The sequence below is a fragment of the Streptomyces sp. NPDC046859 genome (assembly GCF_040645135.1).
In the GTDB taxonomy this organism is placed as follows: domain Bacteria; phylum Actinomycetota; class Actinomycetes; order Streptomycetales; family Streptomycetaceae; genus Streptomyces.
This window is the reverse complement of record NZ_JBEYXR010000044.1, coordinates 1-22,459: the sequence shown is the minus strand read 5'-3', so window position 1 is coordinate 22,459 and position 22,459 is coordinate 1. Positions and strand designations below refer to the sequence as shown.

Sequence of the window (22,459 nt, the reverse complement as noted above, 5' to 3'; positions counted from 1 at the left end):
GGATCACGGTCTGAGGGGCATGCAGGGCTGCATCGCCTGAACGGCTCTGGTGATCAGGTCGAGCTGATCCGCCATCGGGGCACGGATATCCCAGTCGCCCAGGTCGGCGAGCGCCTCGCCGATCAGCGGGATCAGGGTGGTGGTGTCTGCGTCTACGGGGGGCTGTTGGACGGCAGTGACGTGGAGCGCGAGCATGAGCGGTCCGGCCACGTCGTCGAGGTGCTTGGTGAGGGCACGCAGGTGTGTGATCGCCTGTTGCCGGAGCGGGTGGAGACGGTTGGTCATCGGGTTGGCCAGAGGGCTCCCTGCGGCGTACAGCCGAAGCTGGCGCCCGGCGTTCCAGCCGTGGTGCACGGCTCCGGGGTGCTGCAGGTCGGAGTAGCTGCTGGCCGGGAAGACCTTGTGGACGTCGGGATCTCGTCGACGCGGGTGATGGCAGACACCTCACGTTGCTATACCGTCAAGCGGGTCGGCCGTGAGGGGCCGGGGTCTTCGAACAGTTCTGACCGGGCTTGGAGAGAATCCCGGCATGGCGATGGCACGGCACTTGTACTCCTCTTCGCCCATCGTGGACGGGCACCCGCTCCTGGATGAGCCGGGCTTCTGGCCTGCATACCTGGCGGACCTGGCCGAGGGGTTCACGCCCGAGGCCTTCGGGGCGGACGCTGGCGACGCTGACGCCGCGCTGGAGAAGCTCCACGACCCGTCGGCGTGGCCCATGTTCACAGTGCCGCTGGCTGGCGGCTTCGCGATCATCGTGCACTTCAACAGCGGCGAGGAGTTCACGACCACGGACTACTTCCTCACGCATCCCGACTGGAGCCAGGACCTCGTCCTGGCCAGTGACGATCAGGACCGCATCGGCCCCGGGCTGTGCTGGCCCGAGCTCGCCGCCCTGGTGGAGGCACCACCGGGTGCGGCAGGAGTCACCGACCCTCACGCCCGTCTCCTCCTTCTTCTGCCGGTCCTCGGCGACACGGCAGTTCCGGAGGGGGCCGTTTCGGCAGTGGTCGAGGCTCTGGTCGAACAGGGTGCGCCCGAGGCGAGCGAGGCGTTGGCTAGACAGCTGCTTCAGGGGCATCCCATGTGGGGCGCCGAGGAGTGGTGGTTCGACGATGACGAGCAGAGCTGGCTCTGCGAGGGCGAGCACAGCCCCCGCAAGTCCCCTCTGGGCGACCATCTGCTGCCACGACAGCGTGCCGCTCTCGAAGCCTGTCTCACTCCCCGCTGACCGGTTCAAGCCGCGGTGACAACGGCCTCGGTGGGAGAGGCCCCGAAGGCGAGCGACTCGTCGTAGGTCGTGCCCTGCTTCAGGCAGTGGTAGAGCTGTCCGATCATGCGGTTGAAGAGGTTGCGCTGGGCGGCTGCGTGCCAGTCGCCTTGTTCCCGTCGGCCCCGGTAGTGGGCGTTGGCCCCCGTGGCTGCTCGTGGTCGACAAGGTTGAGGCGTACATCAACGCGCATCTTCCGGATCCGGCGCTGTCCCGGAGATGATCGCGCAGGCGCACCACATCTGGGTGCGCTACCTGCACAAGGTGTTCCAACTGCGGCAGAGCACGGTCGGCGGTTTCATCCGACAGGGGCGGTTGGAGGAGTGCCGACGGGAGCTGCGCCGGGGTATGGGCGGCTTCTCCGTCGCGGCGGTTGCTCAGCGCTGGCAGCAGTTGGCCTCCTGAGCGCCTCTGCCTGGAGGACTCGCAAGGGCGATGCCTGTGACCGGCCTCGGGTGGAAGGTGAGGCGGATCGAGCAGCCATTGGTGGTTCAGTGCTCCGGATCGTCGCAGGCTCGGTCGGGGTGGACGGCTCGGTTGATCCGCCCGGTGATATTGCGCAAAGCGGCCTGTTGGGCACAGGTGAGGGGGTCGAAGACCAGGCGGCGTACTTCTTCCACGTGTCCCGGGGCCGCCTCGACGACCTTCGCGAAGCCCTCCTCGGTCAGCACGGCCAGGGTGTAGCGGCCGTCGTCAGGGTCCGGCAGGCGGCGTACCCAGCCCAGCCGCTCCAATCGCTTGACGACGTGGGACAGGCGGGAGAGGGAGCCGTTGGTCAGGCCGGCCAGTTCGCTCATCCGCCGGGTGTGGTCGTCTGCTTCGGACAGGCCGGCAAGGACCTGGTACTCGAAGTGGCTGATACCGGAGTCGCGCTGCATCTGCGCCTCCAAGGCGCCTTGCAGATTGATGAGCATCGCGCCCAGAGACATCCAGGTCTGCTTCTCCTGGGAGTCCAGCCAGCGGGGTTCGTGCTCCATACCCCCCATCTTAACTTGACGCTTCAACCTGACCTAACCCTCTGGCTTGACGCTTCAACCAAAATGAACCTACCTTGACTTGAACCTTCAAGTCATGAAAGTTGGAAGTGCCTGATGAACGCCGTCTTGTGGTCCCTCGCGGGCCTGCTCGCTGTCCTGTTCCTGCTGGCGGGGCTGATGAAGCTGGCCCAGCCCCGGGAAAAACTCGTCGCTTCCGGCATGGGCTGGGCCGATGACCTCCCGCCCGGCGCGGTGAAGGCGATCGGCGCCGTGGAGGTCCTGGGCGCGCTGGGCCTGATACTGCCGGCGGTCCTCGACGTAGCGCCGGTGCTGGTGGCCTGGGCGGCCGCGGGTCTAGCGGTCACCATGGCAGGTGCGGCCGCAGTGCACGCCCGCCGTAAGGAGGTTCCGCTGATCGGCGTGAACCTCGTCCTGCTGGTCCTAGCCGCTGTGGTCGCCTGGGGCCGCTTCGGCCCGCATGCCTTCTAAGCGGCATCCGCCCGGCACGAGCGGCAGGCTCACAGATCGAGCGTGAGATCGCTGTCGGGCTTCCGCCTGACCGCGCAGGAGGGGCCGTCCGGCTCGTCTGCGGTGCGGGACGATCAGGCCGGTGCCCAGGTAGGCGCCGTCCGCGATCACGGTTGTGCCTGCCGCCACGGTCGGCAGGTCCGACTCGCGCCAGACATGTGCGTCTGCCTTGTTGCCGGGTGCCGGCCGGGCGGATGCCACCACCAGGCGGGTGTCGGCATCGATGATGACCTGCACGTTCGCCGAGAATCGGTAGTTGCGTGAGGAGGCCGCGACCTTGCGGTCGCGGACCGGGATCAGGGTGCCGTCCACGATCCATAACCGGTCGGCGCCCGGGACCGGGCTGGGCGCCGGCTCCAGCGCAAGCAGCGGACCCAGGCGCTGGATGACCCGGCAGACGGTGGCAGGTGAGCAGCCGAAGAGCGGAGCGAGCTGCCGCATGGTCAGGTTCGTGCGGTAGTACACGGCCACCAGCAGCACCCGCTCGGCCAGCGGAAGACACCACGGCCGACCACCACCGGGGCCGTTTCCACCCCGCTCGCGCACCACGCGCAGCAGCTTCTCGAACCGCCCCATGCGCAACCCGGCGAACGTCTCCCCCACCCCGGCTCGGCCCTCAACACCCCACCCACACAGGCGAAATGCCCGCCACCAGGCCTTCTGCAACAGCCTTTAGCCCTCCTTTAGCCCGCGCCTCTTCGCCCTGCCCTTCCCCTCGGGCGTGGGTCAGTGGCGCACCAGCCCGTCGGTCGAGTCGGCGGCCTGGCGCGGGCGGGCGGGCAAGGCCGCGGCCGCAGCGGTGCGACGCATGGCGTGGAACCAGCCGCTGTCGTCGTCCCAGGAGAGCTTCACCCGTCGGGGTCGCCGGCGTGGCTGCGTCCCAGATGAGGAGCAGGCAGTTCCGGTCGCGGTCGTTCGGCTCGTGGCGTGGGGCGGGTTGTGCTGGTGGAGCTGTTGCCAGCCGGGTGGATTAAGCAGCAGCCTGGCTCACCTGCCCCGGGTAGACCGGTGGCGGATCAGGAGGCGTGGCGCCGCTCGGCGACGGCGACCAAGCGCTCGGCAGTCTCTTGGCCGACCGCCTCGACGAGGCAGTCGAGCAGAGGCTTGGCCAGCTCCAGCCGCCAACGCGCAGCGGTCCGCGGGCGGCGCATGATGCGCGACCCCCGGCGCAGCCCAGGTGCTTCGTCGTGGCAGGCCGCGGCGGTCTCAATCCCACCTTCCGCTTCCGGTCCCGGGCCGACATCTCCATTTGCTATGTGCTGGTACCGGGACATAGCTACACTGGTGATATGGGAAAGCAGACGAACATCCGCCTGGACGAAGAGGTCAAAGCGGCCGCCGAGGACCGGGCCAAGCGCCGGGGCCTGAGCTTGCAGGGGTACGTGGCTGACCTGATCGAGGCCGATGTGAACCAGTCCCGCGCAGCCTTCATGGCCGGCGCCTCATCATTCCTGGCCGCGTACACGGATATGTTCGATGCGGAAGTCGGTGAGGACCGGTACCCCGGCCTCCCGGACGCCCCGCCGGAGACGGCACCGAGGGACGCCGCGTGAACCTCCGTGTCGACCTCGCGTGGATCCTGGCAGTGGCGCAGCAGATTCCGGGCGATCCCCAGGTCGTCGACTATGGCGTCCCGGTCGCGGCGGAAGCACGTCACCGGGCGGAGATCCTTGACCACGAGGTCTACCCCGAGCCCCATCACAAGGCTGCGGCGCTGCTGTGCGAGCTGGCGAGAAACCCGAGCCTGGAGATGCGGAACCTGCTGTTCGCGGCCACGGTGACCGCGGCCTACCTGTCGGCGTGCGGGATGCCAGTGAGCCCTGGCCTGGACACCGTTCTCCCGCTGGCCCGCGCCGCCCGGGACGGGCTCCCGGTGCGGGAGGTCGCCGCTCAGATCAAGACCTGGACGAGCTGATCCTCTCGTCGGGTGGGATCCCTCCGGAGGCACAGGCCAGCCTGGAGGCTGTACGACTGCGCTGGCCGACGGCCCTTCCCACGTCAGGAGGGGGCGATCGCCCGCGACCTGCGGGACTGCAGCCGCGTGGTACGCAAGGATCAACGGGTACCGAGGAAGACGGACAACGCCGCGGTGGCCGAGTTGCTCGCCGCTCGCTGAGGTGTGCTTGCGACGAGCCTGCACGGCATCGAGCAGCGGGTGGCGGCGCTGGAGGCCTACGCCTCACAGGTCGCCGAGGCCGACGCCCGCTACGCCGAGGTACGGGAGATCGAGCAGCTGGACGCGGGCAGCGACGGACCTGCGTTGATAATGGGGACCTGCGCGTGCAGGTCCTGACGCGTGCAGGACGGGGCCGGTCGTACACGATCTTGTGTGCTGACGGGTCGGTATGACGAGGCTGATGACTTCCTCAGGTTGTACGAGGGGTCGGGAACGCAGAAGACGTACGCGTACTCCCTGGTGGACCACCTGCGGTGGTGCCGCCGGGAGAAACTGACCGCCGAGAAGGAGACCCTGCGGGACCTGCTGCGCTACATGGGGGCCGTGGGGGCTGAAGCACCGATGCCGTGGGGGCAGCCCTGGCGCCTGCCGCCGAGGCGTCCGTACGGCAGGTCGGCCCTGAAGGTCGCCGCAGACTGCCTGAGCGAGCTGTACGGTGCCGACCATGGATACATCACAGGACGACCTGCGCTGCGGGCTCTGCGGGCAGGCTGTGAATCCCCGGCATGAACAGCACCACGACGGGCCCGGAGTCGGCACGGGCAAGCGTGTGGAGTACGTGGTAGTCGAACTGCGCGGCGCCTCGGCCCTGTTTCAAGCTGCCGATGACCCCTCTCGGACCCGCCAGACCGGTGCGGCCGACTTGGCGGAGCATCTGGGGATCGACCTCCCCGATCTTCTTGGCCGCCATTACACCTGCTGGGAGACGCCCGGGGAGTACGGCGGCGTCTTCCGGAGCGGCTTCCAGCTGGCCTGACATGCTCCAGCGCGGGGCCATCTCCAGATGGTCCAAAGGGAAGGCCCTGGAGCCTGTCTCCTTGACCTGTCAGTGTCATGGCGGGGCTGGTTAGATCGTGCCTGTATAACGGAGACCCTCATTCGGCCGTTCCTGCACCGTTCAGGTGGGGATGACCATGTACGGGCCCAGGGAAGTCAAGGAGCTTCCTCCTGTAGTGCGACTCCAAGTCAGACACCGGCCCAACGTGTTAGAAGGAACCTAGGTGGCAACGCTTCCAGAAATCACAGCCCTGTTGGGAGAACCACGGTTCAACTGGTCCGATCCGGCTCCATGGATCGAACTGGAGCAGGAACTCGGTGTCGAATTTCCTGCGGACTTCCGTGAGATCGTGGACGCCTACGGATCGATCGAGGTCAACAGGCAGTTGTATTTGAAGCACCCTGCCGGCCATCTTCTGCACGATCTGGCAGCAATGATCAGGAGGGATCTCGAGCTCTGGCGCGAGGAGGACATGGCCGAGTTCCTGCCGGGTCCGGTCGGGGCGAACCCCGGGGAACTGATACCGGTGGCATCAGCCACGACGGGCGAGGCGGTTTTCCTTCGAATTCCCGACAACCCCTCGTCGCCCTGGCGCGTCGTCGTCCAGGAGTTCGACAGTCCGGCCTGGACTCTCTACGAGATGACGTTCAGCGACTGGTTGCTGGCTTATCTCAAGGGTAGGGACGTGACGTTGTGTTCTCGTAACTTCGCGCCCGATCGCCCGTTCTACGAATTCCTGCCCTGAAAATGAACACGGTGGTCTCCTGTCCTCGTGAGACAGGAGATACCACGGCAGGGGGCCGACGTCCTGGCTGGCCATCTTTGACGGAGAGCAGCAGGCTCGTCGTCCATGCACTGGTCTGACGAATCCTTCGGACGTCTTGCTCAGCGCCGGGTCCAGATGAGGATGGCAGTAAGGTGGAATGCGGCCTGGTAAACGATAGCGAGCTTGTCCGTCCGCATTGCGAGGCCGCGCCACTGCTTGAGCCGGGCGATGCACTGCTCGACGGCGTTGCGTTCCTTGTATGTCTCAGCGTCCAAACCGGGCGGGCGGCCTCCGGCGCGACCTCGCCGCAGACGGTGGCTGATCTGGTCGGTGCGCTGGGGGATGACGGCACGGAGGTGCCCACGGATCGCGCGGGAAGAGTAAGCGCGATCCGCAAGGACGACCGCAGGGCGGGGTTCTCGGCCTGCCGAGTCCGCTTCGCGGGATAACGCCTTGACCGACACGGCACCGAACCGGGATTCACGGCCGTCCTCGCCTACGCGGACGGGCACCCGGTCGGCAACGCCTACGCCAACACCATCGAGCATGGCGACCTCTATTGGCAGCGCACGAGCCCTACGCCGGCGAAGAAGTACACCGAGCGTCCCACCGTGGCCCTGAAAGAGATCGGCGTCCGGCCGGCCCGGCGCAAAACCGGCACCGCCCGCCGCATCCACGACACCCTCCTCACCACCCGCGACGAGCCGCACGTCACCCTCATGGTCAACCCCGCGGTCGGCAACGGAAAAGTCCACGCGCTCTACAAGACGTGGGGCTACCAAGACATCGGACAGAGCCAACCATCACCAGCCTCACCCATACTCACCGTGATGATCCGCACCTCCCACTGACCAGCCCCACTCCCCCACCACCCCCCAGGCGGTTCAGTCCGCGTTCTGAGCGGCATGACAGGTGTGCTCAGTGATCCCTGGGAGGCATGACGCATCTGAGTCCTGTTTCACGCGTACGTCACCGCCGTCACCGGCCTGCTCGCAGGCCGGTGACGGCGGGCCTGCTCAAGACTCTGCGCGAGCGTGATGCGGAGCCACGACTTCCCGCACTGGAACACGGTCTACGGCTACTTCGCCAGGTGGCAGCTTGCGGTGAGCGGAGTCCGTGCGACCGCCGAGGAACCGACGGTCTGTGGCCAGCCAGGACGATTCGAGCAGGGCCATCGGCGCGCCACTTAGCCCTTCGCCAGCCGCGCCGACGGAACGTTGCTGCGGGGGCGCGGCACGCGGCTGGGCGCGTGCGGCACGCATCCCGCAGTCCGCCGCGCCGGGCCGTTGCCGGCGCCGTGCGCGACGGGCCGCGGGTCAGGCTGCTCCGAGCCCGTTCAAAAAGGTGCCGACCACGAGGTCGGCGGCCTGCGGGGGCTTGATGTCGGGGAACTCGTGGGCCATGGTGTCGACGAGTTCGTCGAGGACGGCACGTGCCCAGGTGGCGTCGACGTCGGCGCGCAAGTGGCCCTCGTCGATGGCGCGCCGCACGAAGGCGTCGACGCGTGCGCTCTGTTCTTGGCGGCGGGCGTTGGCCTCCGGGTCCTTCTGCATCATGCGGCGGGTGTTGACGGGCCACTCGCGGCTGACCGGAATGATCCCCTCCAGGTAGCGGTGGAGGGCCACCGGCACGGGGGCCTCAGTCAGCCGCGCCTCGTCCAGCACGCGCTCGGCCGAATCGAGCTTGGCCTGAAAGACAGCACTGAGCAGTGCCTCACGGTTCGCGAAGCGGCGGTGCACCGTGGTGCGGTCCACTCCAGCGGCAAGGGCGATGGCCGCCATGGACGCGCCCGGGTCCTCAGCCAGGAGGCGCGCCCCGGCGCGCAGGACTGCAGTCAGGTTGCGTGCGGCGTCAACTCTCATGATCCGAAAATTTTACACGCATGTGGAACTTGCGTCATCATCGCCGATGTACGAGATGCGGGGCACCGGATGAACGCAACACAAGTGTTGCTTTTTCGGTTTGCTCGCCTACGGTGGACCAACTCAGCACCGCCCTAGTGCACACCATGCTCGCCTCGGCCGTCGCCGGCTTCCTCGCCACCCAGCCCGGCCGAGCGGACTGGTGCGCCCGCAGTCGCAGGCGCTGGTGCACGCCTACATCCGTGCCATCTGGTGGGCGGCGGCATCGAGGCCGTGGCCGCGCCGATCGTCCTGGTCGTGGGCAACGCCCGGCGGGCCGGGCTCGGCCACGGTCAGCTCGCGAGGGCCGGGCGCAACCGTCCCCATCATGCACTGACAGCCCCCGTCGGCCTGCCTCCACGCCTGTCCCGGCCGCACCCGCCCCCGTGGCCCCGCTGCTCACTTCCGTGTATCCGTACACGGAAGTGAGCCTGTGCATCACTGTGCCGAGCCCGCTCCCGTAGGGCGCGCCCCCTGCCCCGCGGGCTCCGGACGTCGATACCTGGGTCTCACCCGCACCCTGTCAGCCACGTGTGAGATGCAGTACATCACTTCAACGCCACTCCGATGTTGCACTTATGGAGATTTTGCCTACAGTGAAGTTGTCGTCCCGATGAGACGGCGTACGAACGAGAGGAACGAGGAACACGCCATGCCACGGACTTGGCTCATCACTGGTGGTTCGCAGGGACTGGGCAAGGCTCTGGTTCTCGCGGCACTCGAGGTCGGCGACCGGGTCGTAGTGACCTCCCGTAACCCCGGCTCTCTGACCGATCTCCAGGCCCAATACCCCGAGTACTTGTCGACCGTAGCCCTGGACATCACCTCCCCGGCCCAGGCCAAGGATGTGGTGGCTGCCGCGGTAGAGCGCTTCGGTTCGATCGACGTGCTGGTCAACAACGCCGGCTACGCCACCAGCGGCTCCATCGAGGACTTCCCCGAGGACGAGTTCCGCGCCCAGATCGACGCCAACATGTGGGGCGTGATCAATGTGACCCGCGCCGTGCTGCCGGTGATGCGCGGCCGGCGTTCCGGCCACATCGTGCAGATCTCCTCCATCGGCGGCCGCGTCGGTGGAACCCCGGGCCTCAGCGCCTACCAGACCGCGAAGTTCGCGGTGGAGGGCTTCTCCGAGGTGCTGGCCAACGAGGTGGCTCCCTTCGGCGTCAGGGTCACCATCGTTGAGCCGGGGGGCATCCGCACCGGATGGGCGACGGGCGCCGCCGAGCCGTCCGGCCCCGTCACCCCCGACTACGAGCAGACGGTCGGTGCCTGGCTGGAAACCTTCGCCCAGTACGCGGGCAACGAGCCAGGCGACCCGGTCCGGATGGCCCAGGCGATCATCGGAGCGGTCCAGGCCCCGAAGCCACCGCGGCGCCTGCTGCTCGGCAGCGACGCCCTGGGCCTGGCGATCACCTCCGAGGAAGGCCGTCTCGCCGAGGCCAAGGAGTGGGCCGAGGTCAGCCGCTCCACGGACTTCCCCAAGGACTGACGCACCCGCCGCGGGCACGGCGCAAGGCCCGCGGCCCAGCGCTCGCGGACGACCGGGGCACCCGAGTGCTCCGGGCCCCTTAAGTACTGGGAGCAGCAAGCAATGACCAAGACCTTTCTGATATCCGGCGCGGCCGGCGGCCTCGGCGGCCAGGTCGTGGAAGCGGCTCTGGCCGCAGGCCACAACGTGATGGCGACGGACCTCACCCCGGACGCCGTCACCGCTCCCACCCAACATCGTGGCCGGCTGCTGCTGCGGGCCATGGACGTGACCGACCCGGCAACCGTAGGCGACGTGGTCGCCCACGCGGTCGCGTCGTTCGGCACCATCGACGTGCTGGTGAACAGCGCCGGCACCCGGGGCGTCGGCTCGATCGAGGACATGCCCGAGGACGAGTTCCGCCGCAACGTCGAGGTCAACTTCTTCGGCGCGGTCAACACCGTACGAGCCGTGCTCCCGGTGATGCGGCCCCGCCGTTTCGGCAGCATCGTGAACGTCTCTACCGTCGGCGGCCGCCGCAACCAGCCGGGACTCGGCGCATACCAGTCCGCCAAGTGGGCGCTGGGCGGCTTCACCGAGATCCTCGCCCGCGAGGTGGCCCCCATCGGCATCAGCGCCATCCTGGTCGAGCCCGGAGGCATCCGGACCCCCTGGGCGGCCGCGCCGATGCCGATGCCGCACGTCCAAGCGGAGTACGAGGAGACGGTCGGCAGGTTCGCCCGTACCTACAACAACAACCCCGACGTGCAGCGCGGCGACCCGGCGAAGATGGCCGCCGTCATCCTGCGCCTCACCGAGGAGCCCAAGCCCCCGGTGCGGCTCCTGCTCGGCTCCGACGCCGCCTGGATTGCCCCGCAGATCACCGACGCGCGGGCCGCGGAGGACGCGGCCTGGCGCGAGGTCAGCGCCTCCACCGACCTGGACGGTCTCGGTGACTTCGCCGACACCGAGGTCGCACGGATGGTCCGCCCCGCCCGGAACTGAGCCCCGCCCCTCACCAGCGAGCCGGCCATGCCGCGCGGTGGACGCCCCGCCCCGCCCCTCGCGAACTTCTGCGCGCATCCCGGTATGCGCCTCAGTCCGTGCGACCACGGACCCGGACCGCGGCGCAGACACCCGGCCGCGCTGCCATACCCCCTCCCGCTAGTGAGACTGCACCTGGGCGCGCACCTCAAAGGGGTGCCCCCCAACTATCCCCTCCACCCTCACCCCGCCCACGTTTCACACGAAAGAACCGCAAAGACATGTCTGTGCGCGACAAGCTCTACATCGGCGGCGCCTGGGTCGCCCCCAGCAACCCCGACCTGCTGCTCGACATCCACTCTCCACACGACCAGTCGGTGCTGGGCAGCGCGGCCCAGGCCGCGCCCGCCGACGTCACCGCGGCCGTCGCCGCTGCCCGCGCGGCCTTCGACTACGGCCCCTGGCCGCACACCACCCCCGAGGAGCGCCAGGCGATCGTCCGCCGCTACGACGAGCTGCGCACCGCCCGCGCCGACGAGGTCGCCCTCGCCATCTCCGTCGAGAACGGCTCGGCTCACTGGTTCACCAAGGCCGGCCAGCCCTTCCTGAGCCGCCAGGTCAAGGCATACCTGAAGGCCGCCGAGGAGTTCGGCTGGGAGGAGATTGCCGAACCCTCCGACGACTCCGTCGCCTTCGACACCATCGTGCGCCGTGAGGCAATCGGCGTCGTCGCCGCCGTCATCCCCTGGAACTCGCCGTTCTCCGCCGCCACCGCCAAGCTGGTCCCCGCCCTGCTGGCAGGCAACACCGTCATACTGAAGGTGTCCCCGGAGAACTCGCTCAGCATGGCGCTGCTCGCCGACCTCTGGCACGAAGCCGGACTCCCCGAGGGCGTCCTGAGCGTGCTGCCCGCCGGCCGTGAGACCAGCGAGTACCTCATCTCCCACCCCGACGTCGACAAGATCTCCTTCACCGGCTCCACCCGCGCGGGCCGGCGCATCGCCTCCATCGCCGGCGACCACCTCAAGCGGGTCGGCCTGGAGCTCGGCGGCAAGTCCGCAGCCGTGATCCTGGACGACGCCGACCTCAACACCGTCATGCAGGGCCTGCGGTTCGGCTCCCTCAGCAACAACGGCGAGGCGTGCATCCTCCAGACCCGCATCCTCGCCCCGCGCAGCCGGTACGAGGAGATCGTCGACGCCGTCAAGACGATGGTGGAGTCCCTCACGGTCGGCGACCCGGCCACCCCGGACACCTTCATCGGCCCGATGATCCGCCGCGACCAGCAGCAGCGCGTCATCGACTACATCAACATCGGCATAAAGGAGGGCGCCCGCCTGGTCACCGGCGGACCGCAGATCCCCGAAGGCCTGGAGAAGGGCAACTACGTCACCCCGACCGTCTTCGCCGACGTCGACAACTCCATGCGCATCGCGCAGGAGGAGATCTTCGGCCCGGTCCTGTCCGTCATCGCCTACGACGACGAGGACGACGCCGTCCGCATCGCCAACGACTCCGAATACGGCCTGTCCGGCGGCGTCTGGGGCACGGACACCGACCGCGCGCTGGCCATCGCCCGCCGCATCCGCACCGGCGGCGTCATCATCAACGGCGCCGGAATCAGCTTCGACGGCCCCTTCGGCGGCTACAAGGCCAGCGGCGTCGGCCGCGAGTACGGCAAGGTCGGTCTCACCGGCTACGTCGAGCACAAGACCATCACCCAGCCCCGCTGACCCGGCGCCCGCCCGTCCCCGCCGGGGGCGGACGGGCCCGGCCAGACCAAAGGAGCACCGCCATGATCTCCGACGACGACTACCAGGAAGCCTTGGCCACCGCCGGAAGGCTACTCGGGCACCCGCTCGAACTGCCCCTCGCGCCCGGCGAACCGGCTTCCGGGCACGACTTCCGCAAGGTCGCCACCGCTCACGCCTTCGCGGACTCCTGGCCGCGAACCGCGGCGCTCTCCACCCACGACCGGGCCCTGATCTCCGTCGCCGTCGCCGCCACGCTCGGTGCCTTCGAGCCGCTGCGCGGACAGCTCCGCATCGCCCTCCAAAACGGGGTGACCAAGGAGGAGATCGTGGACACCTTCATCCACATCGCGGTCTACGCGGGCGTCGCCCGTGCTTTCGAGACCTACCAGATTGTGCTGGACGTCTTCGCCGAACACCCCCGGCAAGCCGACCGACCTGACTCCACCACCACGACGGAGTCCTGACGGCGGGGCGGGCCACCCACCGGTGCACCACCGGGGACGGCCGCCCCGCCGTCGTACCGAAGGAACGGGAAAGGACAAGCAGGATGGACCTGCGACTGACAGGACGCCGGGCGCTCGTGACCGGCTCCAGCTCCGGCCTCGGCCACGCCATAGCCCGGCTGCTCGCCGAGGAGGGCGCCGACGTCGTCGTCCACGGCCGGGACGCCGACCGCACACGGCGGGTCGCCGAGGAGATCGGTGCCGCCGGGGCCGTCGTCGGCGACCTCGCCACCGACCAGGGCGCGGACACCGTCGCGCACGCCGCCGGCGACGTGGACATCCTCGTCAACAACGCGGGCGCCTACGACCACGTCGGCTGGGACGCGGCCGACGCCGCGCTGTGGACGCGCACCTACGAGGTGAACGTCGTATCCGGGGTCCGCATGATCCGCCGCCTGGTGCCCGCGATGCGGGAGCGCGGCTGGGGCCGGGTGATCCAGATCGGCGGTGGCCTGGCCAGCCAGCCGATGGCCGGGCAGCCCCACTACAGCGCCACCCTCGCCGCCCGGCACAACCTCGCCATCTCCCTGGCCCGCGAGCTGAAGGGCACGGGAGTCACCTCCAACACCGTCTCGCCCGGCGCCGTCATGGTCGGCGCAGTGCGCGACCTGCTGACCGACATGGCACCGGAGCGCGGCTGGGGCGAGGACTGGGCGGACATCGAGACCAACGCCGCCGAGGAGTTCGTCCCCAACGACATCCGCCGCTTCGGCCGCCCCGACGAGATCGCGGCTGCCGTCGCCTACCTGTGCAGTCCGTACGCCGACTACGTCAGCGGAGCGACCCTGCGGGTGGACGGCGGCACCATCCGGTCCGTGGTGTGACGGGTGCGGCCGGGCTTCAGCTCTGAAGGATCTCCACGAGCCGGGGCCCGGTCGCGGTGGTGTCAGGGTTGCACGCTTGCTGAGGGGTACCTGGGATTCCTGCCACCTTACTGTCGTGCGGAAAGCCATTCGGCGGTCACAGGAGCCAGCTTCTTCCTCGAGACACAGGACCCCGGGTCGCACTGCGACGACCTTCGGCGGAGCGGAGAACGACATGCCAGGCACGTGGTTGACAGGCGGGCATCCCGCAGGGGCGAGCCGCGCGGACACCGGGGGAACCCGTCGGTGGCAGGCGGTTCTACTCGCACTCACGGACGGCGACGGCTCGGATACCGCGGGGGCGGATTCGTTTGCCGAGCTGGAGCGTCTGGCCGCGACCGACGGGATCGACGTGGCAGACCGGGTCATGCAGGCGCGGGACCGTCCGGACCCGGCGACGTACCTCGGGTCGGGCAAGGTAGGGGAGCTTGCGGAGCTGGTCGAGGCCCGCCAGGCGGACCTGGTGATCGCCGACGGCGAGCTCACCGCGGCCCAGATCCGCAATCTCGAGGACGGGATCGAAGCGCCGGTGGTTGACCGCACCGGGTTGATCCTGGACATCTTCGGCGAGCATGCCCGTAGCTCCGAGGGCAAGGCACAGGTGGAGCTGGCCCAGCTCGCCTACGAGCTGCCACGGCTGCGCGGCCAGGGTCGCGAGATGTCGCGGATCGGGGGTGGCCGGGTGGCCGGCGGTGCGGGCATCGGCGTGCGCGGTCGCGGTGAGATGCGCCTGGAGATCCAGCGGCGCCATCTCCGCCGGCGGATGCGCACCCTGCGTGAGCAGGTGCGCCGCACGGCGCGCCGCCGCGAGGTGACCCGGGGGCGCCGGATGCGTGACCGCGTGCCGTCCGTGGCGATCACCGGATACACCAATGCGGGCAAGTCAGTTCTGCTGAACCGTCTGGCCGGTGCGGACGCCGAGGTCGCCGACGTCCTGTTCGCCACGCTGGACCCGCTCGTACGCCAGGTCCGCAGCCCTGACGGACTGACCTACACCCTCACCGACACCGTCGGCTTCGTCCGTCGCCTTCCGCACCAGCTGGTCGACGCCTTCCGGTCGACCCTGGAGGAGGTCGCACGGGCGGACCTGGCCCTGCACGTCGTCGACGCCTCCTCCGCACAGGCCACGCAACACATCACCGCCGTGCGCGGGGTGCTGAAAGAGATCGGCGCTCAGGACGTGCCGGAACTGCTGGTGCTGAACAAGGCGGACCTCGCCGAGCCGGAGCAGATGACTACGCTGCGGCGGCTCCACCCGGGCGCCGTCGTCGTGTCCGCCCGCACGGGTGAGGGGCTGGACAACCTCCGAAAGGCGCTGCGGCACCGCCTTTCGGCGCAGTTCCCGCCAGTGCCGGCCCACACCGCCACACCCGCCGGCGGCGAAGGAAGCATGTGATGCAGGAACCCGACCCCGCCGTCCGCGGCTTTCCGTACGACCGCGTCGGCGCACTCCAGGACGATCTGGCCGCCTGGGTGCGCATCCCGTCGGTGTCCGCCGACCCGGCACACGAGCGGGACGTGGTCCGTTCGGCGCGCTGGCTCCAAGCCCACCTGCGCGAGACCGGCTGTCCCCAGGTCGAGGAGTGGGACACCGATGGCCTGCAGACCGTGTACGCCTGCTGGCCGGCCGATGAGCCCGACGCGCCGACCGTCTTGGTCTACAGCCATCACGACGTACGCGCCGCCAAGGACCAGGAGTGGCAGGAGGTGGCGCCCTTCGAGCCTGCGCTGAGGCAGGGACGGATGTACGGGCGCGGCGCCTCCGATGCCAAGGGGCAGGTACTCGCCCATGTCTGGGCCCTGCGCGCGCACCTGGAGGCCACCGGTCGCAGCGCGCCCGCCGTCACTCTCAAGTACCTGGTCGAGGGGGAGGAGGAGATCGGCTCCCCGTACCTGGCCGACCTTGTGCGCGAACGTGCCGACCGGCTCGCCGCCGACGTGGTGATCGTCTCCGACACCATGCTCTGGTCGCTGCAGGAAGCCGCCGTCTGCACCGGCATACGAGGTGTGCTGAACGCGCACCTTGAGGTGCGCGGACCGCGCAGGGACGTCCACAGCGGTGTGGTCGCCGGCGCCGCGCCGAACCCGCTCACAGAGCTCTGTCGCCTGCTTGGCCTGCTCCACGACGACCGGCGACGCATCACGCTGCCCGGTTTCTACGACACGGTCGCGCAGCCGTCTCCCGAGGAAAGCCGCGGAATCGCGGAGATCGACTTCGACTGCGGCAACTGGCTGGAACGCACCCGCAGCCGCAGCATCCAGGGCGAGGCCGGCTACAACGCCCTGGAACGCGTCTGGACCCGGCCCGCCGCAGAGATAGTCACCCTGCTCGGCGGCGACCCGGACGATCCCTCCCGCGGCGTCGTCCCGGCGGTCGCCTCCGCCGACGTCACCTTCCGCCTGGTACCCGACCAGGCAGCCGACACGGTCATGGAGCAGGCGCGCAAGTGGGTGGCGGAGACGATCCTGGACGGCTTCGAGTACGAGCTGAGCACCTCGAACACCAACCAGGACCCGTACGCCACCCCGCCCGACCATCCGGCGCTGGCCGCGCTCGAGGACGCCATGAGCCGCACCGTGCAACGCCCGGCACTCCGCATACGCAACGACGGCGGAGCCCCGGCCGCCCTGCTGGCCGAAACCCTCGACGCGCCGGTGCTGTTCTACGGCACGGGGCTACCCGAGGACCACTGGCACGACTCCGACGAGAAGGTCGAGGTCCATGCACTGCTGCAAGGCGGCAAAACACTCGCCTACCTCCTCGACGACCTCCCCAGGCGTCTGCGTGGCTGAGCGGCGGGCGAGCCGTTCGCCCCGGAGGAAGGCACAGAGCACATTCCCGTGGTGATGCGAAAACCGGAGGAGTGCCCATGGAGCCGGATGACCAGATCATGCGCGGGCCCGGGGAACGGAGAGTCGCCGAGGCCGCGGAACGGATCGTGGCCGAGGGCCGGCCACGGCTGCACCGCACGTGGACGTCCTTGGTGGCCACCTCGCTGCTCGGCGGCATCGACGTCGGTGTCGGCGTCATGGTGCTGCTGTTCGTGCGGCACGAGACCGGCAGCGATCTGCTGGCCGGACTGGCCTTCTCCGTGGGGCTCATCGCCTTGCTGCTCGGGCACAGTGAACTGTTCACCGAGGGGTTCCTGGTGCCCGTGGCGACCGTGATCGCGGGCGCGGCCACCTGGCTGGACCTGGTGCGGATGTGGGCAACGGTGCTGGTAATGAACCTGGTCGGCGGGTGGGTGTTCATGTGGCTGGTCATGCGGGCCTACCCGGATCTGCATCGCACCGCGGCTGCCTCGGGCGCGAAGTTCGTCGACGGGGGGTACACACTGGGCACCTTCTGCCTCGCTGTGCTGGGCGGTGGCGTCATCACGCTCATGACCCGTATGCACCATGGCAGTGAGTCCATGACCGGGAAGATCACCGCATCGGTCACCACCGCGTTCGTCCTGGCCGGGCTCGGGTTGTGGCACTCGGTGCTGGACTCCCTCATCGCGTTCGCCGGTCTTCACACCGGCAGGACGTCCTACGGTTACCTCGACTGGCTGCAGTGGCTGGCCTGGGCGGTTCTCGGCAACATCGTCGGCGGCCTCCTGCTGACCACGACGCTGCGCCTCATCCGCAGTGCCCCGGTGCTGAGCGACGACACCGCGCAAGCCGGCAGGTGACGCCCGCGAAGCGGTCAGCCGTCCAGGGCACCCTGGACGGCTCCCCTGCTGGGGATGCGACCTGGCTCGTGGTGCGACGTACCGTCGTCAAGGCGGCGTGATCACAGGCGGCGACAGCGGTATCGGCCTGGGCGGTCGCCATCGCCTTCGCCCGGGAAGGTGCGGATCTTTTGCTCTCCCACCTGCCGAAGACGGAAAAGAAAGGACGGCCGGGACACCGCGCACTGGCTGGAGGAGGCCGGGCGCGAGGCGGTCCTGGTGCCGGGGACCTGGCAGATCAGGCGTACTGCCGCGAGGTGGTCGGGCGGCGGTGGACTCGGTCCGGCGGAGGAGTCCCGTCTCCCCTGCGCGGCGCGGACGAACCAGCGACGCAACGGCCAGACACGCAGTCGCCGACCGCTCCCTGCACTGCCGTCCGATCCCGAAAGCGACCGGACAGGACTCATGCGCTTGCGGGTCCCGCCAGTCGGCCGCAGCGAAGCCATGCCGTCAGCCATCCGGCCTGCATGGCCGCGTCCAGCAGGTAGGTCGGGCGGATGCGGCCTCGCGGCACATACAGAAGATCGATCGCCAGCAGGGTCATCGCGGTCCCCACACCGGTGCGGCGGGCCTGGCGGAGCCCGTCGGTCGTGGCCGGGTGAGCAGCATGCTGGAGCCTGCCGTGGCGAGCAGCCCGGCGGACGTCTGCTGCAGCCACTCCTCGGACTTGGGGCCGAAGACGCACTCGAAGCTGCGCAGGTGCAGCAATGGCCAGCCGCCGCCGACCAGGTTGAACAGCCCTTGTGATCGGGCCACCGAGGTGGGCTTCATCCCTGCCTCCTTGACTGCGGCCGCACCGGCCGTGACAGACCGAGACGCACCTGGTGCACCCCGTCGGAGAAGTGCACCAGCGGCTCCCCGGCGGGTGCCGGCAGCCCTGCCGCACGGGTCACGCTCTCGGCGAGGTCGTCGAGACGGGCCGCGCGCAGCGGCCAGGGTTCGTGCTCGACGGGCGTCTCCCACAAAACGCCCGCGCTGCGCGTCAACGCCCGCCACCGTGACGCGAGCCACACATCCCGGTGCGTAGGGCGGATCGGTGGGCCCGGTCGCACGATCATGCGGTAAGCCGACCCGCCGCCCCATCTCGATCCGGCGTACGTCACGCTCTCACCGCTGCGCGCCAGCCGCAGTCGACTGAGGTGGTATGGCGCTCCGATGGCGCGAGCCGCCAGCATCACCGGGTTGGCCACCTCGATCGACAGGAACCACAATCCTTCCCGGCCGCCCGGTCCGCGCACGTAGGTGCGCAGATTGGTCTCCGGAAAGGCGGCCAGCGCCACAGGGGAGCCGTAAGGGCGCGCGTCGGCCATGACGAACGGCGTGAGACCCACCCAGGCGTACCCGTCATAGGTGTCGACCGTCAGCCCGTCGGGCAGCAGGCGCTGGATGCGTTCTGGAGCGTACGCCCAGTGCAGAAAGGTTTGTGTCAGCCAGCCGGCCCGCAGCGCCGGCACGCGCACGCGATGCTCCGGCCCGTACGTCACCACGCGCATCGACTCCCCCGCATGCCCCCGTCCCAACCACGCCGAGTTTGCCGAGATACCGGCGGCTTTCCGATCCGCCGCACTGGGTCGGACCCGGTAGGCAAGCCCTTGATCTGGCTGGAGGCCAGCTGAATGACAACTTTCAACGCTCGCCAGCGTTGACCGACCGATACCGGTGCGGTGGCAGTGTCATGAGGCGGTCGGTCCCCGCCTGATCCCGGCCCTGCCGGGCCACACTGCCCGGCGGCCCAACCGTTGGGATCCCGTAGGGATCACGGGCGCGTGCCGAGCGCGTCGCGGGCCCGGTCCAGCAAGGAGGCGAAAGGACCCAGCGTCCACTACAGCACGGGGGAACCGGCAGCGGTGGGGTGCGGGTGCGTGGGAGCCGCCCTCTCGGCCGTCAGCAGGCGCCTGCCCATGGTCTGCCGCTGCTCGGGGGTGCAACCGGCTTCCAGCGCCGGGAACTCCATCGCCTCCTCGCGACCGGCGTGGGCAAGCACGTCCTGCTGGAACTGCGCGAACTGAACGTCGAACTCGTCACTGGAGAGGTCCATCTTCTTTAGCTCGGCCAGCACCTTGTTCGCCTCCCGTTCCTCCGCATTACGGGCGTGGGCCTCGTCCTCGCCCGCGGTGTCCTTCGCAGCGGGGCGCACGATCATCTCTTCGGCCGTCTCATGGACGGCCAGCAGGCCCCGCAGCTCGTTGAAGACATCCTGCTTGCGGGCCCCCTCTGCCCCCCATACCTCTCCGAACAAGGCCCTGATGCGGGCATGCTGCCGCAGGAGAATCCCGACGACATCGTCGTCGGGCAACTCTGCCGCCTTCTCACGTCGAGGTTCGTGGTCCATCTCGGGGAACTGCGCGCTCATCGCATGTCCTTTCCGCCGGTGGCAGCGACCGGGTCACCCTCGCGGGCGGCGACAAACAACCGGCCACGGGGAGCGGCCATCGCGCGGCCGAGTGATCGAGTCTGAGGTCCGCTTCTGCCGGGCCGATCCTCCAAGGGGGTCATGGAGCCGACAGCCGAATGCCGGCTGCTGTGCGGCGACGCCCACGTGGGCGACAGCGAGCAGCCCGGCGAGGGTGCGAGCGTTTCGCACCCGGTCGTAGACGCTCAGCGGTACCCCCAGCAGGGCCGGCGGTCTGGTCCTTGATCGTCTTCGACGTGGCCGCTCCCGTGCGTGTTCCGAGCCGGGTCGCACCGACTGTCGGGGCCCCGGATCTCCACGTGCGGCCGGGTACCGGACGGGCCCGGCAGAACGCGCAACCACGTCCGTGCTCAATTCACGGGGACGAGTGTTCAGAGGAGGCACGACAGGGGACTCATCGGCGGCAGGTGCAGACGGTGAGCCGTCACCGCGAGACTCCCACGGACTTGGCTGATTCGAACATTCCGGGGAGCTACCGCGGTACCCGTGGCGGCGAGGACCGACCCGAGGAGGGAACGGTGCCGCAGACCGACAATCAAGTACCTGCCTTCGACACCAGCGACCTGGAGGACTGAGATGAGGACCGCGCGCGAGCCGCCCTCGGCGGACGGCACGACGCCCTGTACCGCAACCACCTGCTCATCGCCTGACACCTTGACTCCTGGGCGCAGGCCGAAGGCCGCCGGACGGACGCCGACGCGCACTACAAGGCCGGATACAGACAGGCCCTGCAGGACATGGCCGCCTTTCCCAAACAGACCTACTACCTGCCCCGCGGCCCGGACTGAACCCCGGTGACGCCCGGCTCCGTGCTGATAAACCGCTCGCATGCCGGCCAACCCGGCAACCCGAGGAGGCTGCAGATGAACGCCCTTCCGCATTCCGGCGTCGCCCAGCGCCGCCCCACCGGACGAAGTGCCGACACGAAGCTGCTCGGCATCTATCTCAACGACCACCTCGCCGGCGCCACCGCTGGCACCGAACGCGCCACCCGCCTGGCGCGCACCGCCCGCGGGTCCGCGCTCGGCCGGGCGATCGAGCCCGTAGCGGCCGAGATCGCCCAGGACCGGACAGCGCTGCTGGACATCATGCGAGACCTTGGCATCCCCGTCCGCCGCTACAAGGTGTGCGCGGGCTGGGCGGGCGAGAAGCTGGGACGGTTCAAGCCCAACGGCCACCTGGTATGCCCCTCCCCGCTCGGCACCGTACTGGACCTCGAAGCCCTGCGGATCGGGGTCGAGGGGAAGGCGGCCGGCTGGCAGACCCTGCGCCGGCTCAGCGCCGTCGACGAGCGCCTGGACCCGGCCGGGCTCGACACGCTGCTCGCACGAGCCCGGCAGCAGCAGGAGAGGATCGAGGAGTGGCGCATCCGCCAGGCCGAGGAGGCGCTGACCACCACAGCCGGCTGAGCTTCTGCGTCAGGGACGTCACAGCCCGCTCAGCGAGATCATTGTGGGGATGTGTGGCCGTGCGTGTTCGGCGCGTCAGTGGTGTGCCCGCTGGAAGGTCCCGTACAGCAGACACAGGGACGGAATCAGCACTGCGCCGCAGGCCAGGACGATGAGACAAGCGGAGAACACGGCGGGCTGAGAGGCGGCCTGGTCCACGGTGAGGCTGCCGACCGGCATGGCCGCGTACTGGGCCGCGCCCATGCCCACAGGATCGCGGCGACGGCCAGCGCAGCCGCTCCCCCGGGCCGCGACGTATCGCTGCCGAGTCGGTAGAACGAGGCCCAGGACACCGCTGTCGCGCCCGTGATACCTGCTGGTCTGCCGGCCGAACGTCTGACCGGTGGCGTTCGCAGAGGTGATGCTTACGGACTTGAGTCCCGCCAGGTGCGTGCGCTCGCCTGCCCTGGACCTGTCCTGCTCCATCACGTCCCACAGGAACGCGGCAACCTCTGCAGTCTTGCTGATCTTCCAGCCGTCGGCGCGGCGGACCTCGAAGCCGTCCGGGGCGGTGATGTCGATCGCGCCGACGCTTCCCCCTACATGCCGGTGAGCAGCACGGTGTGGCCGCTCTTCGTGACGGCCTGGGCCCGGACGGCGTTCTTGTGCTTCCTGGCAGGGGCGGTGACCTCGGTGACGAACGCGCTGCGCGGGTCGGCGAGCGGGGTGTCCGGGTCTTGATTCTTGGGACCGCGGCGACACCATGGTGACCCGGGCTCCCTGTCGTAGACGTCACCGTTGGCGTGACTCCCTGGAACCGGGAACGGCCCGTGGCCGAGTTCATGCACCGCGCCCATGCTGACCTCACCCTCTCCGGTAGGCGCGCCCTGACGTGGTCCGGCCGGGACCCGGCATGCGGCGCGGGCCCCGGCCGGGGCGGTCGGGTCAGCGGTTCACGGCTCGCATGCCCGCCT

At 69.3% G+C, this 22,459-nt stretch carries 28 protein-coding genes and 3 pseudogenes; 18 read left to right on the top strand and 13 right to left on the bottom strand.

Features of this window, described 5'->3' with window-relative positions:
• Positions 1–3: 3 nt before the first annotated feature.
• Complete coding sequence (locus ABZ899_RS35435; RefSeq protein ID WP_361354739.1) at positions 4–354, bottom strand: hypothetical protein; 351 nt, start codon at positions 352–354, stop codon at positions 4–6.
• A 175-nt stretch (positions 355–529) separates the two neighbouring features.
• Here ABZ899_RS35435 and ABZ899_RS35430 point away from each other — a divergent pair, with 175 nt between their 5' ends.
• Positions 530–1,231, top strand: coding sequence for a hypothetical protein (locus ABZ899_RS35430; RefSeq protein ID WP_361354736.1), 702 nt, complete (start codon positions 530–532; stop codon positions 1,229–1,231).
• A 5-nt stretch (positions 1,232–1,236) separates the two neighbouring features.
• Here the strand turns inward: ABZ899_RS35430 and ABZ899_RS35425 are convergent.
• Positions 1,237–1,428, bottom strand: a pseudogene (locus ABZ899_RS35425) (IS110 family transposase); the annotation flags it as partial.
• A gap of 61 nt (positions 1,429–1,489) precedes the next feature.
• Between ABZ899_RS35425 and ABZ899_RS35420 the strand changes: the two are divergent.
• Positions 1,490–1,675 (top strand): hypothetical protein, encoded by a 186-nt coding sequence (locus ABZ899_RS35420; RefSeq protein ID WP_361354734.1) that lies wholly within the window; start codon positions 1,490–1,492, stop codon positions 1,673–1,675.
• Between the two features lie 86 nt (positions 1,676–1,761).
• Here the strand turns inward: ABZ899_RS35420 and ABZ899_RS35415 are convergent, their stop codons facing one another.
• Positions 1,762–2,247, bottom strand: coding sequence for a MarR family winged helix-turn-helix transcriptional regulator (locus ABZ899_RS35415; protein WP_361354732.1), 486 nt, complete (start codon positions 2,245–2,247; stop codon positions 1,762–1,764).
• A gap of 114 nt (positions 2,248–2,361) precedes the next feature.
• Between ABZ899_RS35415 and ABZ899_RS35410 the strand changes: the two genes are divergently transcribed.
• The gene (locus ABZ899_RS35410; protein ID WP_361354729.1) at positions 2,362–2,736 is read left to right on the top strand and encodes a DoxX family protein; all 375 of its coding nucleotides are present in this window, start codon (positions 2,362–2,364) and stop codon (positions 2,734–2,736) included.
• A gap of 66 nt (positions 2,737–2,802) precedes the next feature.
• On the opposite strand, the pseudogene ABZ899_RS35405 reads toward ABZ899_RS35410, so the two are convergent.
• Both ABZ899_RS35405 and ABZ899_RS35400 read right to left on the bottom strand, forming a co-directional pair.
• Positions 2,803–3,407: pseudogene (locus ABZ899_RS35405) on the bottom strand (transposase family protein); the annotation flags it as partial.
• A 94-nt stretch (positions 3,408–3,501) separates the two neighbouring features.
• The gene (locus ABZ899_RS35400; protein WP_361354726.1) at positions 3,502–3,627 is read right to left on the bottom strand and encodes a hypothetical protein; all 126 of its coding nucleotides are present in this window, start codon (positions 3,625–3,627) and stop codon (positions 3,502–3,504) included.
• A gap of 437 nt (positions 3,628–4,064) precedes the next feature.
• On the opposite strand from ABZ899_RS35400, the gene ABZ899_RS35395 reads away from it, so the two are divergent.
• The 5 genes from ABZ899_RS35395 (at position 4,065) to ABZ899_RS35375 (ending at position 6,474) form a co-directional block, all read left to right on the top strand.
• Positions 4,065–4,328: a hypothetical protein gene (locus ABZ899_RS35395; RefSeq protein ID WP_361354724.1), complete on the top strand. Its 264-nt coding sequence runs from the start codon at positions 4,065–4,067 to the stop codon at positions 4,326–4,328.
• Complete coding sequence (locus tag ABZ899_RS35390) at positions 4,325–4,690, top strand: hypothetical protein (protein WP_361354721.1); 366 nt, start codon at positions 4,325–4,327, stop codon at positions 4,688–4,690. Before ABZ899_RS35395 ends, ABZ899_RS35390 begins: the two co-directional genes overlap by 4 nt.
• A gap of 204 nt (positions 4,691–4,894) precedes the next feature.
• On the top strand, positions 4,895–5,068 hold the full coding sequence (locus tag ABZ899_RS35385) for a hypothetical protein (protein ID WP_361354719.1): 174 nt from the start codon (positions 4,895–4,897) through the stop codon (positions 5,066–5,068).
• Between the two features lie 328 nt (positions 5,069–5,396).
• The gene (locus ABZ899_RS35380; protein WP_361354716.1) at positions 5,397–5,708 is read left to right on the top strand and encodes a hypothetical protein; all 312 of its coding nucleotides are present in this window, start codon (positions 5,397–5,399) and stop codon (positions 5,706–5,708) included.
• Positions 5,709–5,952: 244 nt separating this feature from the next.
• Entirely contained in the window at positions 5,953–6,474 is a 522-nt protein-coding gene (locus ABZ899_RS35375) for an SMI1/KNR4 family protein (RefSeq protein ID WP_361354714.1), read from the top strand.
• A gap of 140 nt (positions 6,475–6,614) precedes the next feature.
• Here ABZ899_RS35375 and ABZ899_RS35370 read toward each other — a convergent pair.
• Positions 6,615–7,055 (bottom strand): annotated as a pseudogene (locus tag ABZ899_RS35370) (transposase); the annotation flags it as partial.
• A 51-nt stretch (positions 7,056–7,106) separates the two neighbouring features.
• Here ABZ899_RS35370 and ABZ899_RS35365 point away from each other — a divergent pair.
• Positions 7,107–7,346 (top strand): hypothetical protein, encoded by a 240-nt coding sequence (locus ABZ899_RS35365; protein WP_361354769.1) that lies wholly within the window; start codon positions 7,107–7,109, stop codon positions 7,344–7,346.
• A gap of 465 nt (positions 7,347–7,811) precedes the next feature.
• On the opposite strand, the gene ABZ899_RS35360 is transcribed toward ABZ899_RS35365, so the two are convergent.
• Positions 7,812–8,357 (bottom strand): TetR family transcriptional regulator, encoded by a 546-nt coding sequence (locus tag ABZ899_RS35360; protein ID WP_361354711.1) that lies wholly within the window; start codon positions 8,355–8,357, stop codon positions 7,812–7,814.
• Positions 8,358–9,048: 691 nt separating this feature from the next.
• On the opposite strand from ABZ899_RS35360, the gene ABZ899_RS35355 reads away from it, so the two are divergent.
• The 8 genes from ABZ899_RS35355 (at position 9,049) to ABZ899_RS35320 (ending at position 17,645) form a co-directional block, all read left to right on the top strand.
• Positions 9,049–9,888: an oxidoreductase gene (locus tag ABZ899_RS35355; protein WP_361354708.1), complete on the top strand. Its 840-nt coding sequence runs from the start codon at positions 9,049–9,051 to the stop codon at positions 9,886–9,888.
• Between the two features lie 102 nt (positions 9,889–9,990).
• A complete protein-coding gene (locus ABZ899_RS35350; protein ID WP_361354705.1) occupies positions 9,991–10,872 on the top strand; it encodes an SDR family NAD(P)-dependent oxidoreductase in 882 nt (293 codons plus the stop codon).
• 260 nt (positions 10,873–11,132) lie between these two features.
• Complete coding sequence (locus ABZ899_RS35345) at positions 11,133–12,584, top strand: aldehyde dehydrogenase (RefSeq protein WP_361354702.1); 1,452 nt, start codon at positions 11,133–11,135, stop codon at positions 12,582–12,584.
• Between the two features lie 62 nt (positions 12,585–12,646).
• Entirely contained in the window at positions 12,647–13,069 is a 423-nt protein-coding gene (locus ABZ899_RS35340) for a carboxymuconolactone decarboxylase family protein (protein ID WP_361354699.1), read from the top strand.
• Positions 13,070–13,152: 83 nt separating this feature from the next.
• Entirely contained in the window at positions 13,153–13,932 is a 780-nt protein-coding gene (locus ABZ899_RS35335) for an SDR family NAD(P)-dependent oxidoreductase (protein ID WP_361354697.1), read from the top strand.
• Between the two features lie 115 nt (positions 13,933–14,047).
• Positions 14,048–15,367 (top strand): GTPase HflX, encoded by a 1,320-nt coding sequence (hflX, locus tag ABZ899_RS35330; protein WP_361354695.1) that lies wholly within the window; start codon positions 14,048–14,050, stop codon positions 15,365–15,367.
• Positions 15,367–16,764 (top strand): M20/M25/M40 family metallo-hydrolase, encoded by a 1,398-nt coding sequence (locus tag ABZ899_RS35325; RefSeq protein WP_361354692.1) that lies wholly within the window; start codon positions 15,367–15,369, stop codon positions 16,762–16,764. Before hflX ends, ABZ899_RS35325 begins: the two co-directional genes overlap by 1 nt.
• 77 nt (positions 16,765–16,841) lie before the next feature.
• Complete coding sequence (locus ABZ899_RS35320; protein WP_361354689.1) at positions 16,842–17,645, top strand: formate/nitrite transporter family protein; 804 nt, start codon at positions 16,842–16,844, stop codon at positions 17,643–17,645.
• A 442-nt stretch (positions 17,646–18,087) separates the two neighbouring features.
• Here ABZ899_RS35320 and ABZ899_RS35315 read toward each other — a convergent pair whose 3' ends face one another.
• From ABZ899_RS35315 to ABZ899_RS35300, 4 genes are all read right to left on the bottom strand, one after another.
• Complete coding sequence (locus ABZ899_RS35315) at positions 18,088–18,228, bottom strand: hypothetical protein (RefSeq protein ID WP_361354686.1); 141 nt, start codon at positions 18,226–18,228, stop codon at positions 18,088–18,090.
• Positions 18,225–18,455: a hypothetical protein gene (locus tag ABZ899_RS35310; RefSeq protein WP_361354683.1), complete on the bottom strand. Its 231-nt coding sequence runs from the start codon at positions 18,453–18,455 to the stop codon at positions 18,225–18,227. Before ABZ899_RS35310 ends, ABZ899_RS35315 begins: the two co-directional genes overlap by 4 nt.
• Positions 18,452–19,177, bottom strand: coding sequence for a DUF2071 domain-containing protein (locus tag ABZ899_RS35305; protein WP_361354681.1), 726 nt, complete (start codon positions 19,175–19,177; stop codon positions 18,452–18,454). Before ABZ899_RS35305 ends, ABZ899_RS35310 begins: the two co-directional genes overlap by 4 nt.
• A gap of 329 nt (positions 19,178–19,506) precedes the next feature.
• Positions 19,507–20,037 (bottom strand): hemerythrin domain-containing protein, encoded by a 531-nt coding sequence (locus tag ABZ899_RS35300; RefSeq protein ID WP_361354678.1) that lies wholly within the window; start codon positions 20,035–20,037, stop codon positions 19,507–19,509.
• A 923-nt stretch (positions 20,038–20,960) separates the two neighbouring features.
• Between ABZ899_RS35300 and ABZ899_RS35295 the strand changes: the two genes are divergently transcribed.
• Positions 20,961–21,506 (top strand): hypothetical protein, encoded by a 546-nt coding sequence (locus ABZ899_RS35295; protein WP_361354675.1) that lies wholly within the window; start codon positions 20,961–20,963, stop codon positions 21,504–21,506.
• A 75-nt stretch (positions 21,507–21,581) separates the two neighbouring features.
• Here the strand turns inward: ABZ899_RS35295 and ABZ899_RS35290 are convergent, their stop codons facing one another.
• Both ABZ899_RS35290 and ABZ899_RS35285 read right to left on the bottom strand, forming a co-directional pair.
• The gene (locus tag ABZ899_RS35290) at positions 21,582–21,749 is read right to left on the bottom strand and encodes a hypothetical protein (RefSeq protein ID WP_361354673.1); all 168 of its coding nucleotides are present in this window, start codon (positions 21,747–21,749) and stop codon (positions 21,582–21,584) included.
• 335 nt (positions 21,750–22,084) lie between these two features.
• Entirely contained in the window at positions 22,085–22,342 is a 258-nt protein-coding gene (locus ABZ899_RS35285; RefSeq protein ID WP_361354671.1) for a hypothetical protein, read from the bottom strand.
• Positions 22,343–22,459 lie beyond the last annotated feature (117 nt).